General features: G+C 68.5%; 16 protein-coding genes. 12 read left to right on the forward strand and 4 right to left on the reverse strand.

Going from position 1 to position 20084, the window contains the following annotated elements:
- Positions 1–434 precede the first annotated feature (434 nt).
- From ACQY4K_RS20355 to ACQY4K_RS20400, 10 genes are all read left to right on the forward strand, one after another.
- A complete protein-coding gene (locus ACQY4K_RS20355) occupies positions 435–1538 on the forward strand; it encodes a cysteine desulfurase family protein (RefSeq protein WP_428392014.1) in 1104 nt (367 codons plus the stop codon).
- Positions 1535–2725 (forward strand): cysteine desulfurase family protein, encoded by a 1191-nt coding sequence (locus tag ACQY4K_RS20360; RefSeq protein ID WP_428392016.1) that lies wholly within the window; start codon positions 1535–1537, stop codon positions 2723–2725. The genes ACQY4K_RS20355 and ACQY4K_RS20360 overlap by 4 nt, the downstream gene beginning before the upstream one ends.
- Complete coding sequence (locus tag ACQY4K_RS20365) at positions 2703–3017, forward strand: ferredoxin family 2Fe-2S iron-sulfur cluster binding protein (protein ID WP_428392018.1); 315 nt, start codon at positions 2703–2705, stop codon at positions 3015–3017. Before ACQY4K_RS20360 ends, ACQY4K_RS20365 begins: the two co-directional genes overlap by 23 nt.
- Positions 3018–3027: 10 nt before the next feature.
- Positions 3028–4134 carry a tRNA 2-thiouridine(34) synthase MnmA gene (gene mnmA, locus ACQY4K_RS20370; protein WP_428392020.1) on the forward strand — a complete coding sequence of 369 codons (1107 nt, stop codon included), beginning with the start codon at positions 3028–3030 and terminating at the stop codon, positions 4132–4134.
- 2 nt (positions 4135–4136) lie between these two features.
- On the forward strand, positions 4137–4784 hold the full coding sequence (locus tag ACQY4K_RS20375) for a glutathione S-transferase (protein WP_428392022.1): 648 nt from the start codon (positions 4137–4139) through the stop codon (positions 4782–4784).
- An 11-nt stretch (positions 4785–4795) separates the two neighbouring features.
- Complete coding sequence (locus tag ACQY4K_RS20380) at positions 4796–5836, forward strand: glycosyltransferase family 4 protein (RefSeq protein WP_428392024.1); 1041 nt, start codon at positions 4796–4798, stop codon at positions 5834–5836.
- Positions 5833–7119, forward strand: a complete 1287-nt coding sequence (locus ACQY4K_RS20385; RefSeq protein WP_428392025.1) for an O-antigen ligase family protein — start codon at positions 5833–5835, stop codon at positions 7117–7119. Before ACQY4K_RS20380 ends, ACQY4K_RS20385 begins: the two co-directional genes overlap by 4 nt.
- Positions 7112–8080 (forward strand): CobW family GTP-binding protein, encoded by a 969-nt coding sequence (locus tag ACQY4K_RS20390; protein ID WP_428392027.1) that lies wholly within the window; start codon positions 7112–7114, stop codon positions 8078–8080. Before ACQY4K_RS20385 ends, ACQY4K_RS20390 begins: the two co-directional genes overlap by 8 nt.
- Entirely contained in the window at positions 8077–9123 is a 1047-nt protein-coding gene (locus ACQY4K_RS20395; RefSeq protein ID WP_428392028.1) for a WD40 repeat domain-containing protein, read from the forward strand. Before ACQY4K_RS20390 ends, ACQY4K_RS20395 begins: the two co-directional genes overlap by 4 nt.
- A 196-nt stretch (positions 9124–9319) precedes the next feature.
- Positions 9320–10276: a crotonase/enoyl-CoA hydratase family protein gene (locus tag ACQY4K_RS20400; protein ID WP_428392030.1), complete on the forward strand. Its 957-nt coding sequence runs from the start codon at positions 9320–9322 to the stop codon at positions 10274–10276.
- A 42-nt stretch (positions 10277–10318) separates the two neighbouring features.
- Here ACQY4K_RS20400 and ACQY4K_RS20405 read toward each other — a convergent pair whose 3' ends face one another.
- Entirely contained in the window at positions 10319–12835 is a 2517-nt protein-coding gene (locus ACQY4K_RS20405) for a response regulator (protein WP_428392032.1), read from the reverse strand.
- A complete protein-coding gene (locus ACQY4K_RS20410; RefSeq protein ID WP_428392033.1) occupies positions 12832–14964 on the reverse strand; it encodes an EAL domain-containing protein in 2133 nt (710 codons plus the stop codon). The genes ACQY4K_RS20405 and ACQY4K_RS20410 overlap by 4 nt, the downstream gene beginning before the upstream one ends.
- Before the next feature lie 218 nt (positions 14965–15182).
- On the opposite strand from ACQY4K_RS20410, the gene ACQY4K_RS20415 reads away from it, so the two are divergent.
- Positions 15183–16241: a PA0069 family radical SAM protein gene (locus tag ACQY4K_RS20415; RefSeq protein WP_428392035.1), complete on the forward strand. Its 1059-nt coding sequence runs from the start codon at positions 15183–15185 to the stop codon at positions 16239–16241.
- Positions 16242–16271: 30 nt separating this feature from the next.
- On the opposite strand, the gene ACQY4K_RS20420 is transcribed toward ACQY4K_RS20415, so the two are convergent.
- Both ACQY4K_RS20420 and ACQY4K_RS20425 read right to left on the reverse strand, forming a co-directional pair.
- Positions 16272–17162, reverse strand: coding sequence for a cation diffusion facilitator family transporter (locus tag ACQY4K_RS20420; RefSeq protein ID WP_428392037.1), 891 nt, complete (start codon positions 17160–17162; stop codon positions 16272–16274).
- A gap of 36 nt (positions 17163–17198) precedes the next feature.
- The gene (locus ACQY4K_RS20425) at positions 17199–18161 is read right to left on the reverse strand and encodes a cation diffusion facilitator family transporter (protein WP_428392039.1); all 963 of its coding nucleotides are present in this window, start codon (positions 18159–18161) and stop codon (positions 17199–17201) included.
- A gap of 68 nt (positions 18162–18229) precedes the next feature.
- On the opposite strand from ACQY4K_RS20425, the gene ACQY4K_RS20430 reads away from it, so the two are divergent.
- The gene (locus ACQY4K_RS20430; protein ID WP_428392040.1) at positions 18230–19852 is read left to right on the forward strand and encodes an NAD(P)/FAD-dependent oxidoreductase; all 1623 of its coding nucleotides are present in this window, start codon (positions 18230–18232) and stop codon (positions 19850–19852) included.
- Positions 19853–20084: the final 232 nt, after the last annotated feature.

Consider the following 20084-nt stretch of genomic DNA (forward strand, 5'->3'; position numbering starts at 1 on the left):
ACTGCCACCCCGCGATGCTCCGCGGGGCGATCTTGTCTCAGCGAACGACCAGGATCACCTGTCTGTGGAACGGCAGACGACATCCGATTCGTCGGTAATAAAACAGACATATGGCCTACCCGCGAAGTGTTTCAAAATGCGCGATACTCAGGCGTGCATTGCGCATGGCGAAGATGTCGATGACCGGCGATCGGGCGAGTATGCAAGGTCATGCGGAGCGCCTTCATTGCTGGAAACCTTCTGGGCAGATGATCCGGAGAAGCGCATCGGCATCTCTATAGCGGCCCGAGGCGCGGAATCACACAGAAATCAAGTTCCACGCCTCGATGTCCTGAAACGAATTCAGACACGGCTTTGTGATTAGCCATCCACCAGCATCGTTATGCTGTTCCAACAGCGAAGGTCATGCCTGAATGGCAGCATTTTCTAACCAAATGTTTACTTGCTTTGACGCCAATGCTACCGAGCCGCTGCGGCCGGAGGCTTTGGCGGCGATGGTCGCGGCCGCTGGCCTTTGCGGTAATCCGGCCTCGCCGCACCGCGCCGGTCGGCAGGCTCGGCAATGTCTCGAAGCGTCCCGCGCGCAGATCGCGGGCCTCTTCGGCGCGGCACCTGACGACCTGGTGTTTACCTCCGGCGGCACCGAGGCCAACGCCCTGGCTCTGCACAATCCGGGTCGGCCGGTTCTTGCCGGCGCCACCGAGCATGACTGCGTGCGTGCGGCCCTGCCGGCGGATGCCACGCTGATCGGGGTCGCGGCCGACGGCACCATCCGGCTCGACGAACTCGAAACCAGGCTGCGCGAGGCCGGAGGTCCCGCCCTGGTTTGTCTGATGCTCGCCAACAACGAAACCGGCGTTGTGCATCCGCTAGCCGAGGCGGCCGCCTTGTGCGCGCATCATGGCGCCTGGCTGCATGTCGATGCGGTGCAGGCGGCCGGGCGGATCGCGGTCGATCTCGCCGCCCTCGGCGCACAGAGTCTGGCGCTTTCAGCGCACAAACTCGGTGGACCGAAGGGCGCCGGCGCGCTGCTGCTCGCGGGCGCCAGGCGCGGCGCGCTCGCCCCAGTGCTCGCCGGCGGCGGCCAGGAGCGTGGCCGGCGTGGTGGCACCCCGGCGCTGCCGGCGATCGCGGGCTTCGCCGCCGCCGCGGTCGCGGCCTGCGGGGACCGCGTCGCGCGCGCCGGCGTGCAGCGCGCGCTCATCATCACGATCGAGCAGGCGGCGGTCGCATGCGGTGCGCGGATCGGCGGCGAGGGCGCCGCGCGCCTGCCCAACACCGTCTGCCTCGTCCTGCCCGGGCGGCGCGCCGAAGGCCAGCTGATCGCCCTCGACCTCGCCGGCTACGGCGTCTCCGCCGGCAGCGCCTGCTCGTCCGGCAAGGTGGCCCGCTCGCATGTACTGGCCGCAATGGGGTATGGCGACGCCGCCGGCGAGGCGATCCGGGTGTCGCTGCCCTGGAACGTCGAGCCCCAGGCGGTCGCCGGCTTCATCGAGGCTTATGCGGCGATGGTACTGATGGGGCGGGCGGCGGCGTGATCTATCTCGACAACCAGGCGACCACCACCTGCGATGCGCGCGTGCTGGACGCCATGCTGCCCTGGTTCAGCAGCACCTACGGCAACGCCCATAGCGGCGAGCACCCGATGGGCCGCGACGCCGAGGCCGCGACCGAGCAGGCGCGCGGGTCGGTGGCGGCCCTGCTGGGCGCGGAGGCGCGCGAGATCGTCTTCACCTCGGGCGCCACCGAGGCGAACAACCTCGCCATCAAGGGGGCAGCCCGGCAGGCGCTGGCCATCGGCGATCCGCGCCGCCGCCTGATTACCCTGGCCACCGAGCATCCTTGCGTGCTGGCCAGCGTGCGCGACCTCGCGTCGGAGGGCTTCGAGCCGGTGGTCCTGCCGGTTCAGCCGGACGGCAGGCTGGACCTCGCGGACCTGGAGGCGGCGCTTCGCACGCCGACCCTGCTGGTCAGCATCATGGCGGTCAACAACGAAACCGGCGTGATCCAGGACCTCGCCGCCTGCTCGGCCCTGACGCGTGGCGCGGGCGCGCTGTTCCACTCGGATCTGGCACAGGCCGTCGGCAAGATCGCGCTCGACACTGCCTGCCTCGATCTCGCCTCGCTCAGCGCCCACAAGATGTACGGACCCAAGGGTGTGGGTGCGCTCTATGTCAGGCGACGGCCGCGGGTGCGGCTGGCACCTCTGTTCTCCGGTGGCGGCCAGGAGCGCGGCCTGCGCTCGGGCACCTTGCCGGTGCCGCTGGTGGTGGGGTTCGGCGTCGCCTGCGCGCTCGCACGCGAGGCGCTGCCGACGGAGCGGCGACGCCTGGGCGACCTGCGTGACGGGCTGCTGGCGCATCTTGCGCGCGAGATCCCCGGGCTGGTGGTCAATGGCAGTCTGACCCATCGAATTCCGGGCAACCTCAATCTGCGGTTTCCGCGCGCGCCGGCCCTGGAGATCATCGCCCGCGCCCCGGAGCTCTGCCTGTCGACGGGGTCCGCCTGCGCGTCCGCCTCGATCGAACCCTCCGCGGTGCTGCGCGCGATGGGCCTGAGCCGCGATCAGGCCGAGCGGAGCTTGCGCCTGGCAATCGGACGCTTTACCTCACCGGCGGAATTGGATCAGGCCGCGCGCATCCTGGTGCGCGCGCACGATCCTGACCAAACCTTGACTGCCAGCACCTTGGAACCCGCGATCCATGCCCAAGATGAGCTTCTTTGAGCGTGACGGCAGCGTGCGCGAGGTGGAGGCGCCGCTCGGTCTCTCCGTCCTGGAGATCGCGCACCGTCACGGCGTCGACCTCGAAGGCGCCTGCGAAGGCTCGCTCGCCTGCGCCACCTGCCATGTGGTAGTCGACCCTGCCTGGGCGGAGAAGCTGCAGCCGCCGACCGAGGACGAGGAGGACATGCTCGATCTGGCGTTTGCGCTGGAAAAAACCTCCCGCCTGGGCTGCCAGATCGTGATGACCGAGGCGCTCGACGGGCTTGTCGTGCGTCTGCCGCGCACCGGCTGAGCGGCGCGCTTTGCGTATCCTGGTTGCCATGTCGGGCGGCGTCGACAGCTCGGTGGTGGCCGGCCTGCTCACTGAGGCCGGCCACGAGGTGGTCGGCGCCACCCTGCAGCTCCATGACCATCGCGGCGACACCCCGAAGGCGGGTGCGTGTTGCGCCGGGCGCGACATCGACGATGCACGTCGCGTGGCGGACCACATCGGCGTGGCGCATTACGTCATCGACGCCGAGCAGAGGTTTCGCGACAGCGTCATCGCCGATTTCGCCGACAGCTATGCGCGCGGCGAGACGCCGGTTCCCTGCGTGCAGTGCAACCGCGGTGTCAAGTTCACCGACCTGCTGGGCTTGGCCCGCGAGCTGGGCGCCGACGCGATGGCCACCGGGCACTATGTCCGGCGCCGGCAGACCGAAGGGGGGATCGAGCTGCACCGCGCCCGCGACGCGGAGCGCGACCAGAGCTGGTTCCTGTTCGCCACCACGGCGCGGCAGCTCGACTTCCTGCGCTTTCCGCTGGGCGAGATGGCGGACAAGGGTATCGTACGCGCGCACGCGGATCGGCTGGGCCTTGTGGTCGCGGACAAGCCAGACAGCCAGGACCTCTGCTTCGTGCCTCCGGGAGCCGGCTATGGCGATCTGGTCGAGACCTTGCGCCCCGACATCGCCGGGGACGGCGACATCGTCGACGGCGACGGCCGCCGGCTTGGCCGCCACCAGGGCATCGCCCGCTACACAGTAGGACAGACCCGCAGGCTGGGCATCGCTGCCAGTGTATCGGGCGCGCGCCAGCAGGTCCTCGCCATCGAGCCGGCAACCCGTCGGATTGTCATCGGTCCGCGCGACGGCGGCAGCAGGGGCGGCGGCGGCAGGCGGGGCTGGCGGCTGCGCGCGATGAACTGGCTGGTGCCGCCGCCGCACGCGGCCGGGCTGCGCTGCGCCGTGCAGTTGCGCGCCCGCGAGGCGACCCGTGCGGCCAGCATTCGCGCGACATCCGAGGGTGCCGAACTGCTGCTCGACGAGGCCGCCCTCGCGGCACCCGGGCAGGCCTGCGTTCTGTATGACGGCGCGCGCGTGCTCGGCGGCGGCTTCCTCTGCCGCGAACCCCCCGAACAGGAGGCCTGAGCATGGCCGATGGCAGACTGGTGATCGGCAACCGGCGCTACTCCTCCTGGTCGCTGCGCGGCTGGCTGGCGGTGCGGCTCGCCGACCTCGATGTCACCGAGGAGGTCATCCCGTTCAGCGACGGGCCGACCGATGCCATCCGACTAGCCACCCCGGCTGGGTTGGTGCCGGTGCTGGAGCATCGCGGGGCCGTGGTCTGGGACAGCCTGGCGATCGGTGAGTATTGCGCCGAACTGGCACCCGGCCTGCTTCCAGATGAGCGGGTCGCGCGCGCCAGGGCACGCAGCCTGGTCGCCGAGATGCATTCGGGCTTCCGGGCGCTGCGCCTGGCGATGCCGATGAATTGCGGGCGCGATCCGCATCCGCTCAAGGACGGCATCCCCGCCGATGTCGCCGCCGACATCGCCCGCATCGACCGGATCTGGTCCGAGGCATCGGGCCGCTTCCTGATCGGCGAGGATTTCACTTTGGCCGACGTTGCGTTCGCGCCGGTGGTCTCGCGCATGATCGCCTATGCGGCGCCGCTGAGCGTGCCCGCCGCGCGCTACCGCGATGTCGTGCGCTGTCATGCGCTGATGGATGCATGGTATCAGGCCGCCGTCGCCGAGCCGTCCGAATGGCAGCTCGACCGCTATGAGGACATTGCCTGAGCATCGCCATCGTGCTGCCGCCGCGCGAGGGGTTTTCGCCCGAAGCGGTCGGCGCCATCGGGTTGCTGGTGCATCGTCTCAGTACCGACGCGGAGACCATCATCGGCGCGCCGCTCGCCGGCCCCGCCTTTGCCGGCCGCCGCTTCGTCGCGGCTGAAGCGGGGCGCTGGCCGCTGGTAGGGCCCGGACGCTACACGGAAGCGGTGGCGCGGGTGCTGCGCCGCCTGCGGCCGACGCGCATCGAGGTGCATAACCGGCCCGAGATCGCCCGCGGCCTGAGCAGGCGGTTTCCCGGCGTGCCGCTGACCTTGTTTCTGCATAACGATCCGCAGGCGATGCGACGCGCGCGCAGCCCTACCGCGCGTGCCTCCCTGCTGACAAGGATGCGGGTCGTCTGCGTCTCGGAGACGCTGCGGGCGCGCTTTCTTGAAGGCGTGCGTACGCCGCACACGGTTGCGGTGCTGCCCAACTGCATCGACCTCGACGACATCCCGCCTTCGCCGCCTGCGCGCGAGCGGCTGATCCTGTTCGCCGGTCGGATGGTCGCCGACAAGGGGGCGGACGCCTTTGTCGCCGCCTGCGCGCAGGCACTGCCGCGGCTTGAGGGCTGGCGCGCGGCGATGATCGGCGCCGACCGCTTTGCGGCAGCCAGCCCGCAGACGCCGTTCCTGGCCGCCCTGCGACCGGCCGCCGAGGCCGAGGGCATCGCGCTGCTTGGCTATCTGCCGCACGCGCGTGTGCTGGAGGCGATGGCGCAAGCGGCGATCGTGGTGGTGCCGAGCCGCTGGCAGGAGCCGTTCGGCATGACCGCGCTGGAGGCGATGGCGTGTGGTGCGGCGCTGATCGTCTCCAAGCGTCCGGGTCTGCTGGAGGTGGTCGGCGACGCCGCCTTGCTGGCCGAGCCGGATCCGCCGGAGATGCTTGCCGAGACGATCGTCGGTCTCGCCGGTGACGCCGCGCTGCAACGCAGGCTGGGCGCGTTGGGGCGCGCGAGGGCGGCTTGCTTCGCGCGGCCGATCGCCCGCGCCCGCCTGGAGGCGTTGCGCGCATGATCCGCGCGCTGGATCGCATCGGCCTGGCTGCCACCATGCTCTGCCCGATCTTTCTCGTGCATGGCCGCGCCTTCGCCGAGGCGATGATCGACACCGTCGCGATCGCCTATCTGCTGCGTTCGGCGTGGCGCGGGGACTCGGCCTGGATCCGTCAGATCTGGGTGCGGATCGCCGGTGTGTGGTGGGTTTGGCTGGTGGTCTGCTCGCTGCCGGTGGGTCGTTTGGGGCAGGGAGGGATGCACTCTTTGCTGGAGGCGCTGGCGACGCTGCGCTTCCTGGTGTTTGCCGCCGCCCTGCAAGGCTGGACTTTGCGCGAGCCGCGGCGGCGGAGGATCATGGGCTGGCTGCTGGCGGCGAGCTTCGTCTATATCGCGGCGCAGTTGCTGCTGCAGGCGGCGACCGGCTTCAACCTGTTCGGCGATCCGCGCTTTCATGACGGCACCCTTACCGGCCCGTATGACGAGCCGCGCGCGGCCGCTCCCCTGTCGCGGCTGCTGTTCGTGGTGCTGCTGCCCGCCGCCGCTTGGGCGATGGGGCGCGGCAGGGGGGGCATCGCCGGGGCCGTCGCGGTGCTGCTCGCGGGTCTGGCGATCATGGTGCTGGCCGGCCAGCGCATGCCGCTGCTGCTGACCGGTCTCGGCCTGCTTGTAGCGGGGTTGATGCTGCGCCGGCTGCGTGTGCCGCTGCTCGCCTGCCTGCTCGCGGTACCGGCGCTGGTCGCGGCCTCTGCGGTGGTGACGCCACGCAGTTTCGGCCACCTGGTGGTGCTGTTCGAGCATCAGATGCGGCATTTCGGTGCCAGCCCCTACGGGCTGATCTACGCGCGGGCGATGGTGATTGCCGAAGACGAGCCCTGGACCGGGCGCGGCTTCGACGGGTTTCGCACCGGCTGCGCGGACCCACTCTATTTCCATGGGTTCCCGCCGCTCTCCGCAGCAAGCTCGAATGGCGGTGGGGCGGCGTTTTGCGTCCAGCATGCCCACAACCATTATCTGCAGGCGGTGACAGACTCCGGCATCCCGGGCCTGGTGCTGTTCTGTGCGATGGTGCTGGCCTGGCTGCTGGTGCTTTCGCGTGGTCTCGCGCGGCCGCAGGCGCCCATCCTGCACGCATGGCGCACCGGGCTGTTCTGCGCCGTGCTGATCCAGGAATGGCCGATCGCCTCGACCAGCGCCTTCACCAACATGCCGCTGGGTGGCTGGTTCTTCCTGCTGCTGGGGGTGGGGCTGGCGGCGACGCCGTCTTATATTGGCGGCCGAACCAGGGGTAACCTTCATGTCTGATACCCAGTTGATCCCGGTCACCGTGCTGACCGGCTTCCTCGGCGCCGGCAAGACGACGCTGCTCAACCACATCCTCAGTGCTGAGCACGGACGCAAATATGCGGTGGTCATCAACGAGTTCGGTGAGCTCGGCGTTGACCACGACCTCGTCGTCGATGTCGACGAGGAGGTCTTCGAGATGAACAACGGCTGCATCTGCTGCACGGTGCGCGGCGACCTGATCCGCATTCTCGGCGCATTGATGAAGCGGCGCGGCCGTTTCGACGGGATTATCGTCGAGACCACGGGGCTCGCCGATCCGGCGCCGGTGGCGCAGACCTTCTTTGTCGACGAGGAGATCAGGGCGCAGGCGCGGCTCGACGCGGTGGTCACCGTCGTCGATGCGCTGAACCTGAAGGCCGAGCTCGCGGACAGCCACGAGGCGCAGAACCAGATCGCGTTCGCCGACGTGATCGTGCTCAACAAGACCGACTTGGTCGATGAAGCGGGCCTTGAGGCAGTTGAGGCCGCCATTCGCGGCATCAACCGCTTGTGCGCCATCCATCGCGCCGAGCGCGGCCGCGTCGATGTGGCATCGCTCCTCGATCAGGGCGGCTTCGATCTGGCCCGCGCATTGCAGACCGCGCCGGACTTCCTTGACAGCGATGCGCATAGTCACGACGAGGCGGTCCAGAGCCTCTCCTTCACCGTCGAGCAGCCGCTCGACGGCAAAAAGTTCCAGGCCTGGATCGGCGCCGTGCTGGCCGAGCAGGGCGCCGATATCCTGCGCGCCAAGGGCATCCTTGCCTATGCCAAGGAGAGCCGGCGCTTCGCCTTCCAGGCAGTGCACATGATGGCCGACGGCGACTTCATCGGGCCATGGCCGGAGGGCGAGCCACGGCATTCACGCCTGGTGCTGATCGGCCGTAACCTCAACCGGCCACGCCTGCGTCGCGGCTTCGAGGGCTGCATCGCGCAATGACGACCGACGCGCCGCCGCGGCTCGCCGCACCAGGCAGCGCGCGGGACGCCGGCGCCTTCATCACCGCGTGCGCCGTCTCGCGCGATGGCAACCTGGCGGCGTTCGCGACCGCCGAAGGCATCGTGCACCTGGCTTGTGTGCCGACACCGCAGGACGAATGGCGGTCAGTGCAGGCGCATGACGGTTCGGTGCTGTCGCTGGCGGTGGATGTCGGCGCATGCAGCTTTCTCACCGGCGGCGACGACAACCGGCTGTGCCGGATCGATGGGGCGGAGGTGCATGAACTCTCCCGTGGGCGCCGCTGGGTCGAGCATGTCTGTAGCGTTGTCGACGGCAAGGGTGGCTGGATCGCGAGCGCGCAGGGCAAGCAGGTGGCGTTGCGTGACGCGGCGGGTGGACTGGTGCGCGAATACGCCCATGACTCCACCGTGGCGGGCCTGGCCTTTGACGCCAAGGGAAAGCGGCTCGCGGCTGCGCATTATGGCGGCGTGTCGCTGCGCTTCGTAGCAGTCCGTGAGGACAAGCCGCGTCTGCTCGCCTGGAAGGGCAGCCATCTGGAGGTTGCGATCCATCCCGCGGGCGAGGCGGTGGTCAGCAGCATGCAGGAGCGCGAGCTGCATGGCTGGCGTCTCGCCGATGGCCATAACATGCGCATGAGCGGCTATCCGCAGAAGACCCGTTCGCTGTCGTTCTCGCGCAATGGACGCTGGCTTGCGACATCGGGTGCCGACGCGGTCGTGCTGTGGCCGTTTTTCGGTGGCGGTCCGATGGGGCGGGAACCCAACGAGCTGGCCGGCGTCGCAGGTGTGGTGTGTACCCGCGTGGCTTTCCATCCGCTGCATGAGATCGTGGCCGCAGGTTTTGCCGATGGCAGGGTTTTGATGGCCGAGATCGCGAATGGTCGCGCGCTTCAGATTTGCGCACCCGGGCCGGCCGCGATTTCCGCCCTTTGTTTCGCCCCAAACGGCGCCGCACTCGCCTTTGCCACCGAGGCCGGAGGCATGGCCTTGGTCGATCTTGGTGGCACGCGCACGCACGCCTGAGTTTGCAGCGCCAACACGGACTGTATTCGGGGTGCGGCCCCGGTGCTGCCGCTTGATCGCATTTTGCGTAAATCTCAAAAGCTGGATAACATAACGACATCGCACTGAATCGTGCGGATACCCAAAACTGTAGTGGTGTATTACATCTCCTCCATTGCATGATGGTCCCATTGAAACCGAGCATAAGGACCTCGCCATGCTATTCCATCGCACCCCGCCACTGCGTGATCCGCAGGAACTCTCGTCCATGGCAGCGCCGCGCGCCGCGCGCGATATCGCCCTGTTGCGGTTCGAGCACCTTGATGTCGAATACGAGGAGGCGCTGCGCACCTGCTGGTCCTATGCGCTGCTCGGTCGCAGCGGTGGCCGCGCAACCAGCTCGTTGCTGTCCGACATCCAGGAACTGCAGGCCAATCTGGGCGCGCTGCACGAGGCGCAGCTGCGGGAGGGAGCGGACCTAATTCGTTACTTTGTTGTCGGATCCAGGATCCCGACCGTCTATAATCTCGGTGGCGACATCGTCTTTTTCGCGGACCGCATCCGCGCCGGGGACCGCGAGGCGATGCGCGCCTATGCTCATCAGTGTATCGACGTCATTTACGCAAACCATGTCTCGTTCGGTCTGCCGGTCATCAGCATCGCGCTAGTGCAAGGTGATGCGCTGGGCGGTGGCTTCGAGAACGCACTTTCCCATGACGTTATTGTAGCGGAACGTTCCGCTCGACTCGGATTGCCTGAGATCCTGTTCAACCTGTTTCCCGGAATGGGCGCGTACAGCTTTCTGTCACGACGCATCGGCGCCCCCGCCGCCGAGGCGATGATCATGTCCGGCAACCTGTATAGCGCCTCCGAGCTGCACGCGATGGGCATCGTCGACGTGCTCGCCGAGGATGGCCAGGGCGAGGCCGCCACGCGCGACTACATCGAGCGCACCACGCGCAAGTTCAACGCGCATCATGCGCTGTGCCGTACCCGCCGGCAGATCAATCCGGTCACCCTCGATGAGCTGCGTCGGGTTGTCGAAATCTGGGTCGAGACCGCGATGACGGTCACCGAGCCCGACCTGCGTAAGATGGAACGCCTGGCGATGGCCCAGAGCCGCAGGCTGCGTCCGGCGCAAGCCTCCCACGTACCCCTTTTGGCCGCCGAGTAGGAGCGCGTCGTTGCTTGCGCGTGGCCGACCCGCCTGTCGGGATCAGCTGGCGGATTGCCCGGGCGGGTGCTTGGCTCCGCGCCAGGCGTCTTCGAGGCCGGTCAGCTCCTGACGCAGTCGCCGGACGAGTGCGGGCCCATCCGCGGCCAGGCTTGCCGACGTGACGGTGCGGATCGTCGCGGCATCGCGGATCGAGGCCGCGCCGATATTGGCGCCGGCGCTGCACAGCGCGTGCAGCTCGCAGCGAAAGCCGGTCATGTCGCGCGCCACCATGGCCGCCTCGATGCGGCCGATCAACACGCCGGCGTCGGCGACGAAGCCTTCGAGCAGCTCGTTGACGAACGCAGGGCCGCCCAGGCCCCGGAGCTCGGCCAGCACGTCCAGATCGAGAGCCGGCAGCCGCTTGGAAAAGCGGGGGTGCTCGCTGATCGCCGTCACCGCCCTGTCGTCGGGCACGACCTTGAGGTTGGCGAGATGGTCGTGGCATTGTGCCGGCAGCATCGCCTCGATCAACGCCACCAGCCGCGTCGGGGTCACCGGCTTGGTGATGCAGGCGTCCATCCCGGCCTGCAGGCAGGCACGTTCGGTCTCGGCGGTGGCGTCCGCGGTCAGCGCCAGGATCGGCAGATGCGGCGCCGGCGCTGCTGCCAGGCGGAACATGCGGGTGGCTTCGAGCCCGTTCATGCCGGGCATGTTGACGTCCATCAGCACCAGATCGAACCCCCCGCCCTCCATCGCGTCCAGCGCCTGCAGACCGTCCTCGACCAGTGATATGCGATGGCCCGCACGCTCGAGGATCTTGCCGATCACCCGGCGGTTGATCTCGTTGTCGTCGGCGACCAGGACATGCAGGGTGGAGGTGCTTCGTGTCGGCGCCGTATCCCGGTGCGGCGGAGGCGTGGCAGGACACCCGGCGGCGCCGACCGCGCAGCCGCGCGACCAGTCTTCCTCTGCTGCCGCAACGCTCAGCGTGGTGTTGAAATGGCGCTTGAGCATCGAGGGCGGCAGCGGCGGCACCGGGCCTGCGCAGAGCAGCACGCGCGGGATCGCGCCGCGCGGATCGAGCCGGCCCAGCAACGCGCAGTCGGACGGCAGGTCGCCGTGCGGATCGCGACGGTAGAGGAACAGGACCTCAGGTGGCGACGTCTCGCCGGCCGCAAGCAGGCCGCTGAGTGCCGTGGCTCGCCGGACTGTCATACCGTGGGCGCGCAGGTCGGTCTCGATCGGCTCGACGAGGTCGGGATCGTCGCAGAGCAGCACCGCTTTGACAGCGGACTGGATATTGGCGTCGGGCGCCCCCCCCGGGTTCGCTGACGTCAGCGGCAGCGAGAACCAGAAGCTGCTGCCGCGACCGGGCCGGCTGTCGACGCCGATGCTGCCGCCCATCAGCGAGACCAGCTGGCGCGAGATCGCAAGCCCCAGCCCGGTTCCGCCGAAGCGATCGAGGATGGTGGGATCGGCCTGCGAGAACACCTCGAAGATGCGGTCCTGTGCCTCGAGCGCGATGCCGATGCCGGTGTCGCTGACCTCGAAACGCAGCAGCGGCGCCTCTGAATTGCCCGCGATCGGCGCCGTCACCTCGACGCTGAGGCACACCCCGCCGGATTGGGTGAACTTGATCGCGTTGGCGGCGAGGTTGAGCAGCACCTCGTGCAGGTGCACGCGGTCGCCCAGGCAGTGGCGCGGCACGGCGGCGCCGACATGGACGTTGAGCCGCAACGACTTCATCCGCGCCTGGATCGCAACCAGGTCGCGCACCTCGATCAGCAGCCGGGCGATGTCCACCGCCTCGCGCGCCACCGGCATCAGCCCGGCCTCGACGCGCGAGAAATTCAGCACGCTGCCGATCAGCGACAGCAGCGCCTGGGTGCCGGTACGCATCGCCGCGAACAGGCCGCGCTGCTCCTCGTCGAGGGGAGTGTCCTCGATCAGCGAGACCGAGCCGAGAATGGCGTTCAGCGGCGTGCGCAGCTCGTGGCTGATGGCGGCGAGGAACATGCTCTTGGCGTGGCTCGCCTCCTCGGCGGCCAGGCGGGCGCGCGACAGCCGGCGGATCAGCGCGCCGCTGTAGCTGGGCAATGCCACGAGAGCGGCGAGCAGGCTGGCCGAGAGTGCCGGCTGCTGGCGCCAGTAGGGGGTGGTGGCCGCCACCGCGGCAAAGCCGGCAAACGCGAGCGCGGTCGCGGCGAACAGCGGCTTGATGCCGAACCTGAAGCCGTTGCCCTGGATCACCCAGAAATAAAGCGGAAACAGCGCCGCGTTCCCCGGCCCGTCGAGATGCATGCCGAGCGAAATCACGCCGAGATCGGCGATCATGGCGCAACCGGAGGTCGCGAACTGGGCGCGGCCTGGCATCAGCCGCAACCAGCCATAGAGCAGCAGGGCGAAGACCATGTAGCCGATCAGGGTGGCCAGCAAGGCCGGGCCGGCGCCTCCGGCGGCGAAATAGATCGCAATCAACAGGCCGAACAGCAGGCGATTCATCGCCATCTCGCGGCCATGCCGGGCAGTGTCGCCGCCGAAATCCTGTCCCGGCTCGCGCGTTGCCGCCGGCCTCATGTCAGCGTTCCCAACGGCGCTTGCAGAGCCTGCTCGCGTTGCAGGATGTCCTCGAGTTCGCCGGCCGGCACCGGCCGGCTGAAGTAGTAGCCCTGGATTTCGTCGCAGCCCTCGACCATCAGCAGGCTGAGCTGAGTGACGGTCTCCACTCCCTCGGCCATGACGCTCATGCCCAGGCTGTGACCGAGTGCCACGATCGCCCGCACGATCGCAGCATCCGGGCTCACCGTGCCGAGGTCGCGAACGAAGGCACGGTCGATCTTCAGCCGATCGACGGGGAAGTTCTTGACGTAGGCCAGCGAGGAATAGCCCATGCCGAAATCATCGATGGCGATTTTCACGCCGAGGCTGCGCAGCGCCAGCAGGACGGCGGCGGCGGCTTGTGGATCCTCGACCAGGTCACCTTCGGTCAGCTCGAGTTCGAGCCTGGCCGGGTCCAGCCCGGTCTGTGCCAGCACGTCGGTGACGGTGCCCAGGATGTTGCGTCCGGCGAGGTCGGTGGGGGAGAGGTTGACCGCGACCCGTATCCGCGGCAGCCCCTTGGCGTGCCAGCCCGCGGCCTCCGCGCAGGCGCGCCTGAGCACCCAGTCGTCGATCATGCCGAGCAGCCCGCTCTCCTGTGCCGCCGTGAGGAACTCGCCGGGCATCAGCAGTCCGTAGCCTGGGCGGTTCCAGCGCAGCAGGGCTTCGACGCCGCTGATCCGCCCGGTCTGCAGGGTCACCTGCGGCTGGTAGTGCAGCACGAATTCGTCGCAGGCGAGTGCCCCGCGCAGGTCCGCCTTGATCCGGACCGCACGCAGCGCCCGTTCGTTCAGGTCGGGCACGAACAGCCGAAAGCCGGAGCGCCCTTCGGCCTTGGCCTGGTACATCGCAAGATCCGCGCAGCGCAGCAGTTCCTCGACCTCGGAGCCGTCGGTCGGGTGCAAGGCGATGCCGACGCTGCAGCTGATCCGAACCTGTTCCTCGCCGAAGTTGAACGGCATGCGCAGAGCCTCCACGATCCTGCGCGCGAGCGCCTCGGCGGCCGCGTTATCGATGCAGCGGTCCTGCAGCACCGCGAACTCGTCGCCACCCAGACGCGCCACCAGACTGCCCGGTCCGGCCAGATCGACCAGGCGCCGCGCGACCTGCTTGAGCACCATGTCGCCAAGGTGATGGCCGAGGCGGTCGTTGGCCTCCTTGAAGCGATCGAGATCGATGAAGTGCAGCGCGAGCGGCGTCTCGCTGCGCGGCGCCTGCCCGAGCCTGCGTTCGAGGCGTTCGCGCAGCAGCGTGCGGTTCGGCAGGTCGGTCAACGGATCATGGCTCGCCATATGGGCAAGACGCTGTTCGGCGCGCTTGCGTTCGGTGATGTCGAGCGAGGTGGTCAGCACGCTCTCGACTTCGTCGCTGCCGTTGCGCAACGGTGACTTCGTGGTCAGCAGGATGCGGTGTGCCCCGGTCTGGTCGACCACCTCCTCCTCGAAGCCGAGCAAGGCGTTGCCCGTACGGAACACCATCTGGTCCAGCAGGGAACTATGGCTTTCATGCACCTCGCCGAACACCGCGGCCGCATCGCCGGCCAGACGCGCGTGCATGGCGTTGGCAAACACGGTGCGTCCCTGGCGATCCCTGGCGCTGATCGCGGCGGGAACCGTGTCGATCACCTGGACCAGCGACTCGCGGCTGTCGCGCAGCAGCTTCTCGCGCGATCGCTCGCTCTGCCGCAGGTCGATCTCGAGCCGTTCCGCGCGGGTCTGCAACAGCCGATGCTGGTTGTACATGCGCAGCATGTTGCGCGAGCGGGTGACGAACTCCGCATGGTCGACCGGGCTGCGCAGGAAGTCCGTGGCGCCGGCTTGAAGGGCGGCGAGCCGGAAGGCGCGATCGTCATAGGCGGTGATCACCAGCACCGGCACGTCGGCGCAGCCGGCCAATCGGCGGAACCGTCGGGTGAACTCGGCGCCGTCCAGGGCCGGCATCTTGTAGTCGGTGATGACCAGGTCGGGCACCGTCTGCTCTGCCCAGGACAGCGCCGCCGGTGCGTCGCAAAAGGTATGCGCGGCCACGCCTTCATTGATTGTGGCGGCGAGCCGGGCATAGATCTGGCGGTTGCTCGCACGGTCATCGAGGATCGCGATAAGCGTCATGCCCGCTATGCCACCGTCCGTGATCCAGGATCAAATCTTTGTGTAGCACCGGCGTGGCCCGCGCGCGAGCCAAGCCCGAGCCTAATCCGATCGCTTCGCGCACTCCACCAGAATGATTTCGTTCACCCTATGTTCTTGACAGAAGCGGCGCGCCGGCGGATCATCGCGACATGCAAGGTACGACAGACGCCGCCCCCCCGCTGCGCAAGGGTCGGGGCGTGTCAACCAATAGCGCGAACCGGTTCGAGCGCCTCACGGTGGCGCCCTTCGATGACGGCTGGGCCAGCATCGAAGCCGAGAGCCTCGCTCCGCCGCCGCTCCCGACGACCCTCGCGCGCGACGCGAGCCGCAGCGCCATCGCCTGGAACCAGTCGCCCGATCTCGGGTTTGACCGCGCCGTCAATCCCTACCGCGGCTGCGAGCATGGCTGTGTCTATTGCTATGCGCGCCCGAGCCACGCGTATCTCGGCTATTCGCCGGGCCTCGATTTTGAAACGAAGCTGACCTACAAGCCGGAGATCGCGGCACTGCTCGAACGCGAACTGCGCAGGCCGGGCTATGTGCCGCAGCCGATCGCGCTCGGCTCCAACACCGATCCCTACCAGCCGGTCGAGCGCACGTTGGCGCTGACCCGCTCGGTGCTGGAGGTGCTGGAGCGCTTCGGCCATCCGCTCAGCATCGTCACCAAATCGGCCGGCGTGCTGCGCGATCGCGATATCCTCTCGCGCATGGCCGCGCGCGGCCTGGTGCGGGTCTGGCTGTCGGTCACCACGCTTGATGCGGAGCTTGCCCGGCGGATGGAGCCGCGCGCGGCCAACCCGCAGCGCCGCCTCGCGGCACTTACCGGCCTTGCCGACGCCGCCATCCCGGCCGGCGTGCTGGCTGCCCCGATGATCCCCGGCCTCAACGACAGCGAACTCGAGCGCATCCTGACCGCGGCGCGCGATGCCGGCGCCACCGATGCAGGCTATGTGCTGCTGCGCCTGCCGCTGGAGCTGCGCGAGATGTTCACCACGTGGCTGCACCAGCATTATCCTCGCCGTGCCCAGCACGTGCTCAACCTGATCCGCGAGACCCGCGCGGGCGGCCTCAACGACAGCCGCTTCGGCCATCGCTTCCGCGGCCAGGGCGTCTATGCCGACATGCTCTCGCAACGTTTCGCGCGCTGCGTGCGGGCGCTCGGATTGGCAAACCCGATGTCGCTGAGCACGGGTCAGTTCGCGGTCCCGGTTGCCGGTGGCAAGCTGGTGAATGCCGCACAGATGTTGCTTTTCTGAATCTTCCGCGCGTCGCTCTGGGATTTTGCCCTACGGCAATACCACCGCACCCTCGCGCTTGGCCTTCTGTTCGGGCTCGACATGGATGTTGATGAGCGCGTCGCCCAGGTCGCGTCGCAGCGCGGTTTCGATACGGTCGCAGATCTCATGCGCGGTCTGCACCGCCATCTGCGCCGGCACCACCAGGTGAAATTCGACGAAGGTCATCGAACCGACGCAACGGGTGCGCACGTCGTGCGCCTCGATGGCGCCTTCGGCGTTTTCTGCGATCACCCGGCGGATGTCCTCGACCGCGTGCGGATCGGTGACCTCGTCCATCAGGCCGCCGATCGAGCTGCGCACCATCTCATAGCCGACGCGCAGGATATTGATCGCGATCAGCGCCGCCAGCAGCGGGTCGAGCCAGAGCCAGCCGGTCAGCGGCACCAGGGTGAAGCCGGCGAGCACCGCCGCCGAGGTCCAGACATCGCTCATCACATGCCGCCCGGCGGCGGCCAGCGCCGGCGAGCGGCGGCGGCGGCCGACGCGGCTGAGCACGAGCGCCCAGACCCAGTTCAGCGCGCTGGCGGCGGCATTCAAGGCGATGCCCTGGGCCGGCGCTGTCGGCACGTGCGGGTGCTGCAGGCCGAACCAGGCCTGCCGCCCGATGGCAAAGGCGGTCAGCAGCACCAGCGCGCCTTCGACCACGGCTGAGAGATATTCCGCCTTGTAGTGGCCATACGGGTGGTTGGCGTCAGCGGGCCTGGCGCTCACCGAAAGTGCCAGCAGGCCGCCCAGGGCGGCGACGACGTTGATGATGCACTCGATCGCGTCCGAGTAGAGGGCAACGCTGCCGGTCGCGACGTAGGCTGCATATTTCAGGGCGAGTGCCACCGCGCTGACCGCAAGGCTGGCCCAGCCGAGCCTGAGAACCTGGCTCATTGCACTTTCATGGGGGCGCTTTCATGGGCCCCGCTTTCAGAGGGCGCCCTCCATCGCCTGGGCGCAGCGCCCGCCGCTGCCCTGTTCGATCTGGAAGGTGGCATGGCCGATGCCGTGATGCGTTGCCAGCGCCTCGGCGGCATGGGCCAGCAGCGCATCGTCGATCTGACCCAACGGCCTGATCAGGTGCGCGGTCAGCGCCGTCTCGGTCGTGGACATGCCCCAGATATGCAGGTCGTGCAGGTCGGTCACCCCCGGCAACTGGCGCAGGAACTGCTCCACTGCCGCCCTGTCGATCCCGGGCGGCACCGCGTCCAGCGCCAGGTCGAGCGACTGTCGCAGCAGCGACCAGGTGCCGGCAACGATCACCGCCGCCACCGCGAGGCTGACCACCGGGTCGATCCAGCGCCAGCCGGTGAACCAGATCGCCGCCCCCGCCACCACTACCGCCGCCGCCATCAAAGCGTCCGACGCCATGTGCAGGAAGGCCGCGCGCAGGTTCAGGTCGCCCTTGCGGCCGGACATGAACAGCAGCGCGGTGGCACCGTTGATCACGATGCCGACCGCCGCCACGATCATCACCACGCGGCCCGCGACCCCCACGGGATGCAGCAGACGCAGGATCGCCTCCCAGGCAATACCGCCGGTGACCAGCAGCAGGACCACGGCGTTGCTCAGTGCCGACAGGATCGAGGAGCGCCGCAGGCCGTAGGTGAAGCGCAGCGTCGGACGCCTGCGGCCGAGGCCCGCTGCGAGCCAGGCGCAGGCGAGGCCGAGCACGTCGCTAAGATTATGGCCGGCGTCAGCGAGCAACGCCATCGAATGCGCGAGCACGCCCCAGGCTGCCTCGCCACAGACATAGGCGATGTTGAGCGCAATGCCGATCGCGAAGGCGCGGCCGAAACTGGCCGGAGCATGCCCGTGTCCTGCATGAGAGTGTCCGGTATGCCCATTCCCGGCATGCCCGTGTTCATGGTCATGATCATGTGGGTTCGTCATCGCGCCTCGATAGGGCGTTTGCGAGGCGGATGGTAGGCCGATCCACGGCCTTGGGCTACACAGCCGCGATGCTGCGACTGAACGAACTCAAGCTGCCGCTCGAGCATCCGCCTGAGGCGCTGGAGCAGGCGGTGATCGAACGGCTCGGCCTTGGGCCGGGTGAGCTGTTGTCCTGGCGGATCGTCCGGCGCGGCCACGACGCCCGCCGCCGCGGCGCGATCCGGCTGGTCTATAGTCTCGACCTCGCCTTGCGCGACGAGGATGCGGCACTTGTGCGCCATGCGGCACTGACCCGCGCCCCGGAGGCCTGCTACCGGCCGGTCGCGCTGCCTCCGCCGCCGCTCCTGCGCCCGGTGGTGATTGGTGCGGGCCCTTGCGGGCTGCTCGCCGCCCTGGTGCTGGCGCAGCTCGGGTTGCGGCCGCTGATCCTTGAGCGCGGCCGGATTGTCCGCCGTCGCACCGTCGATACGTTCGCATTCTGGCGCCGCGCCGAACTCACCCCCGAGAGCAACGTGCAGTTCGGCGAGGGCGGTGCCGGCACCTTCTCCGATGGCAAGCTCTACAGCCAGGTCTCGGACCCGCACCAGTATGGGCGCAAGGTGCTCCAGACGTTTGTCCAGGCCGGGGCGCCGGCGGAGATCCTGGTCGTCGCCAAGCCGCATATCGGCACCTTCCGCCTGGTCAGCATGGTCGAGAGCCTGCGCGCCTCGATCGAGGCGCTCGGCGGCGAATATCGCTTCGAAAGCCAGGTCACGCGCTTTCATCTCGATACCGGCGCGAACGGGCGGCATCGGATCGAGGCGCTGGAACTGGCCGACGGCAGCACGATTGCCGCCCGCCAGGTGGTGTTGGCGATCGGCCACAGCGCCCGCGACAGCTTCGAGGCGCTGCACGCGGCGGGGATTGCGATGCACGCCAAGCCGCTGTCGATCGGTGTTCGCATCGAGCATCCGCAATCGCTGATCGACGCCGCACGGTTTGGACCGCAGGCCGGCCATAAGCTGCTCGGTGCCGCCGACTACAAGCTGGTGCACCACGCGAGCGGCGGCCGCGGCGTCTATAGCTTTTGCATGTGCCCGGGGGGCACCGTGGTCGCCGCCGCCTCCGAGCTTGGCGGCGTGGTGACCAACGGCATGAGCCAGTATTCTCGCGCCGAGCGCAACGCAAACGCCGGCATCGTGGTCGGGCTGCAGCCTGGCGACTTCGCGCTCCACGCGAACGGATTCGACCCCGGCGGGCCGCTCGCCGGAATCGGTTTTCAGCGGCATTGGGAGCGTCGCGCCTTTGTCGTCGGCGGCGGCGACTACCGCGCGCCCGCGCAACGGGTAGGCGATTTCCTCGCCGGCCGCGCCTCGACCACGCTCGGCGCGGTGATACCGTCCTACAAGCCCGGTGTGACACCAGCCGACCTTGCCGCGTGCCTGCCCGATTTCGCGACAGTCGCGATCCGCGAGGCGCTGCCGCACTTCGACCGTCGCATCCCCGGTTTTGCGTTGGCGGATGCAGTAATGACCGGCGTGGAGACGCGCACCTCCTCGCCGCTGCGCATCCCGCGCGGCGAGGACGGCCAGAGTCTCAACACCGAAGGGCTGTTCCCGGCCGGCGAAGGGGCAGGCTATGCCGGCGGCATCCTGTCGGCGGCCATCGACGGTATCCGCGCCGCGGAGGCGGTGGCGCGCGCCCTGGCATAGCGGCCAGCGTTGCACTCGCGATACATCGTGATGATGTGATGCCATTTGTTAAAGAAAACGTTTTGGAGTTTTTTGGACAGGCGACATGGTTGGGTATGCCACCGCCGGGGGTCTGCCATGATCGAAACGTGAGTCCAATCTCCGGAGCGCCTGCGTCCACGCGGGGGCCGTAACAAAGCCAAGGGCAGCCGAACGTGGCTGGGTCGCCAAATCCCTCCCGAAAAAACCTCTC

Source organism: Lichenicoccus sp. (assembly GCF_965276875.1).
Taxonomy (GTDB): Bacteria; Pseudomonadota; Alphaproteobacteria; order Acetobacterales; family Acetobacteraceae; genus Lichenicoccus.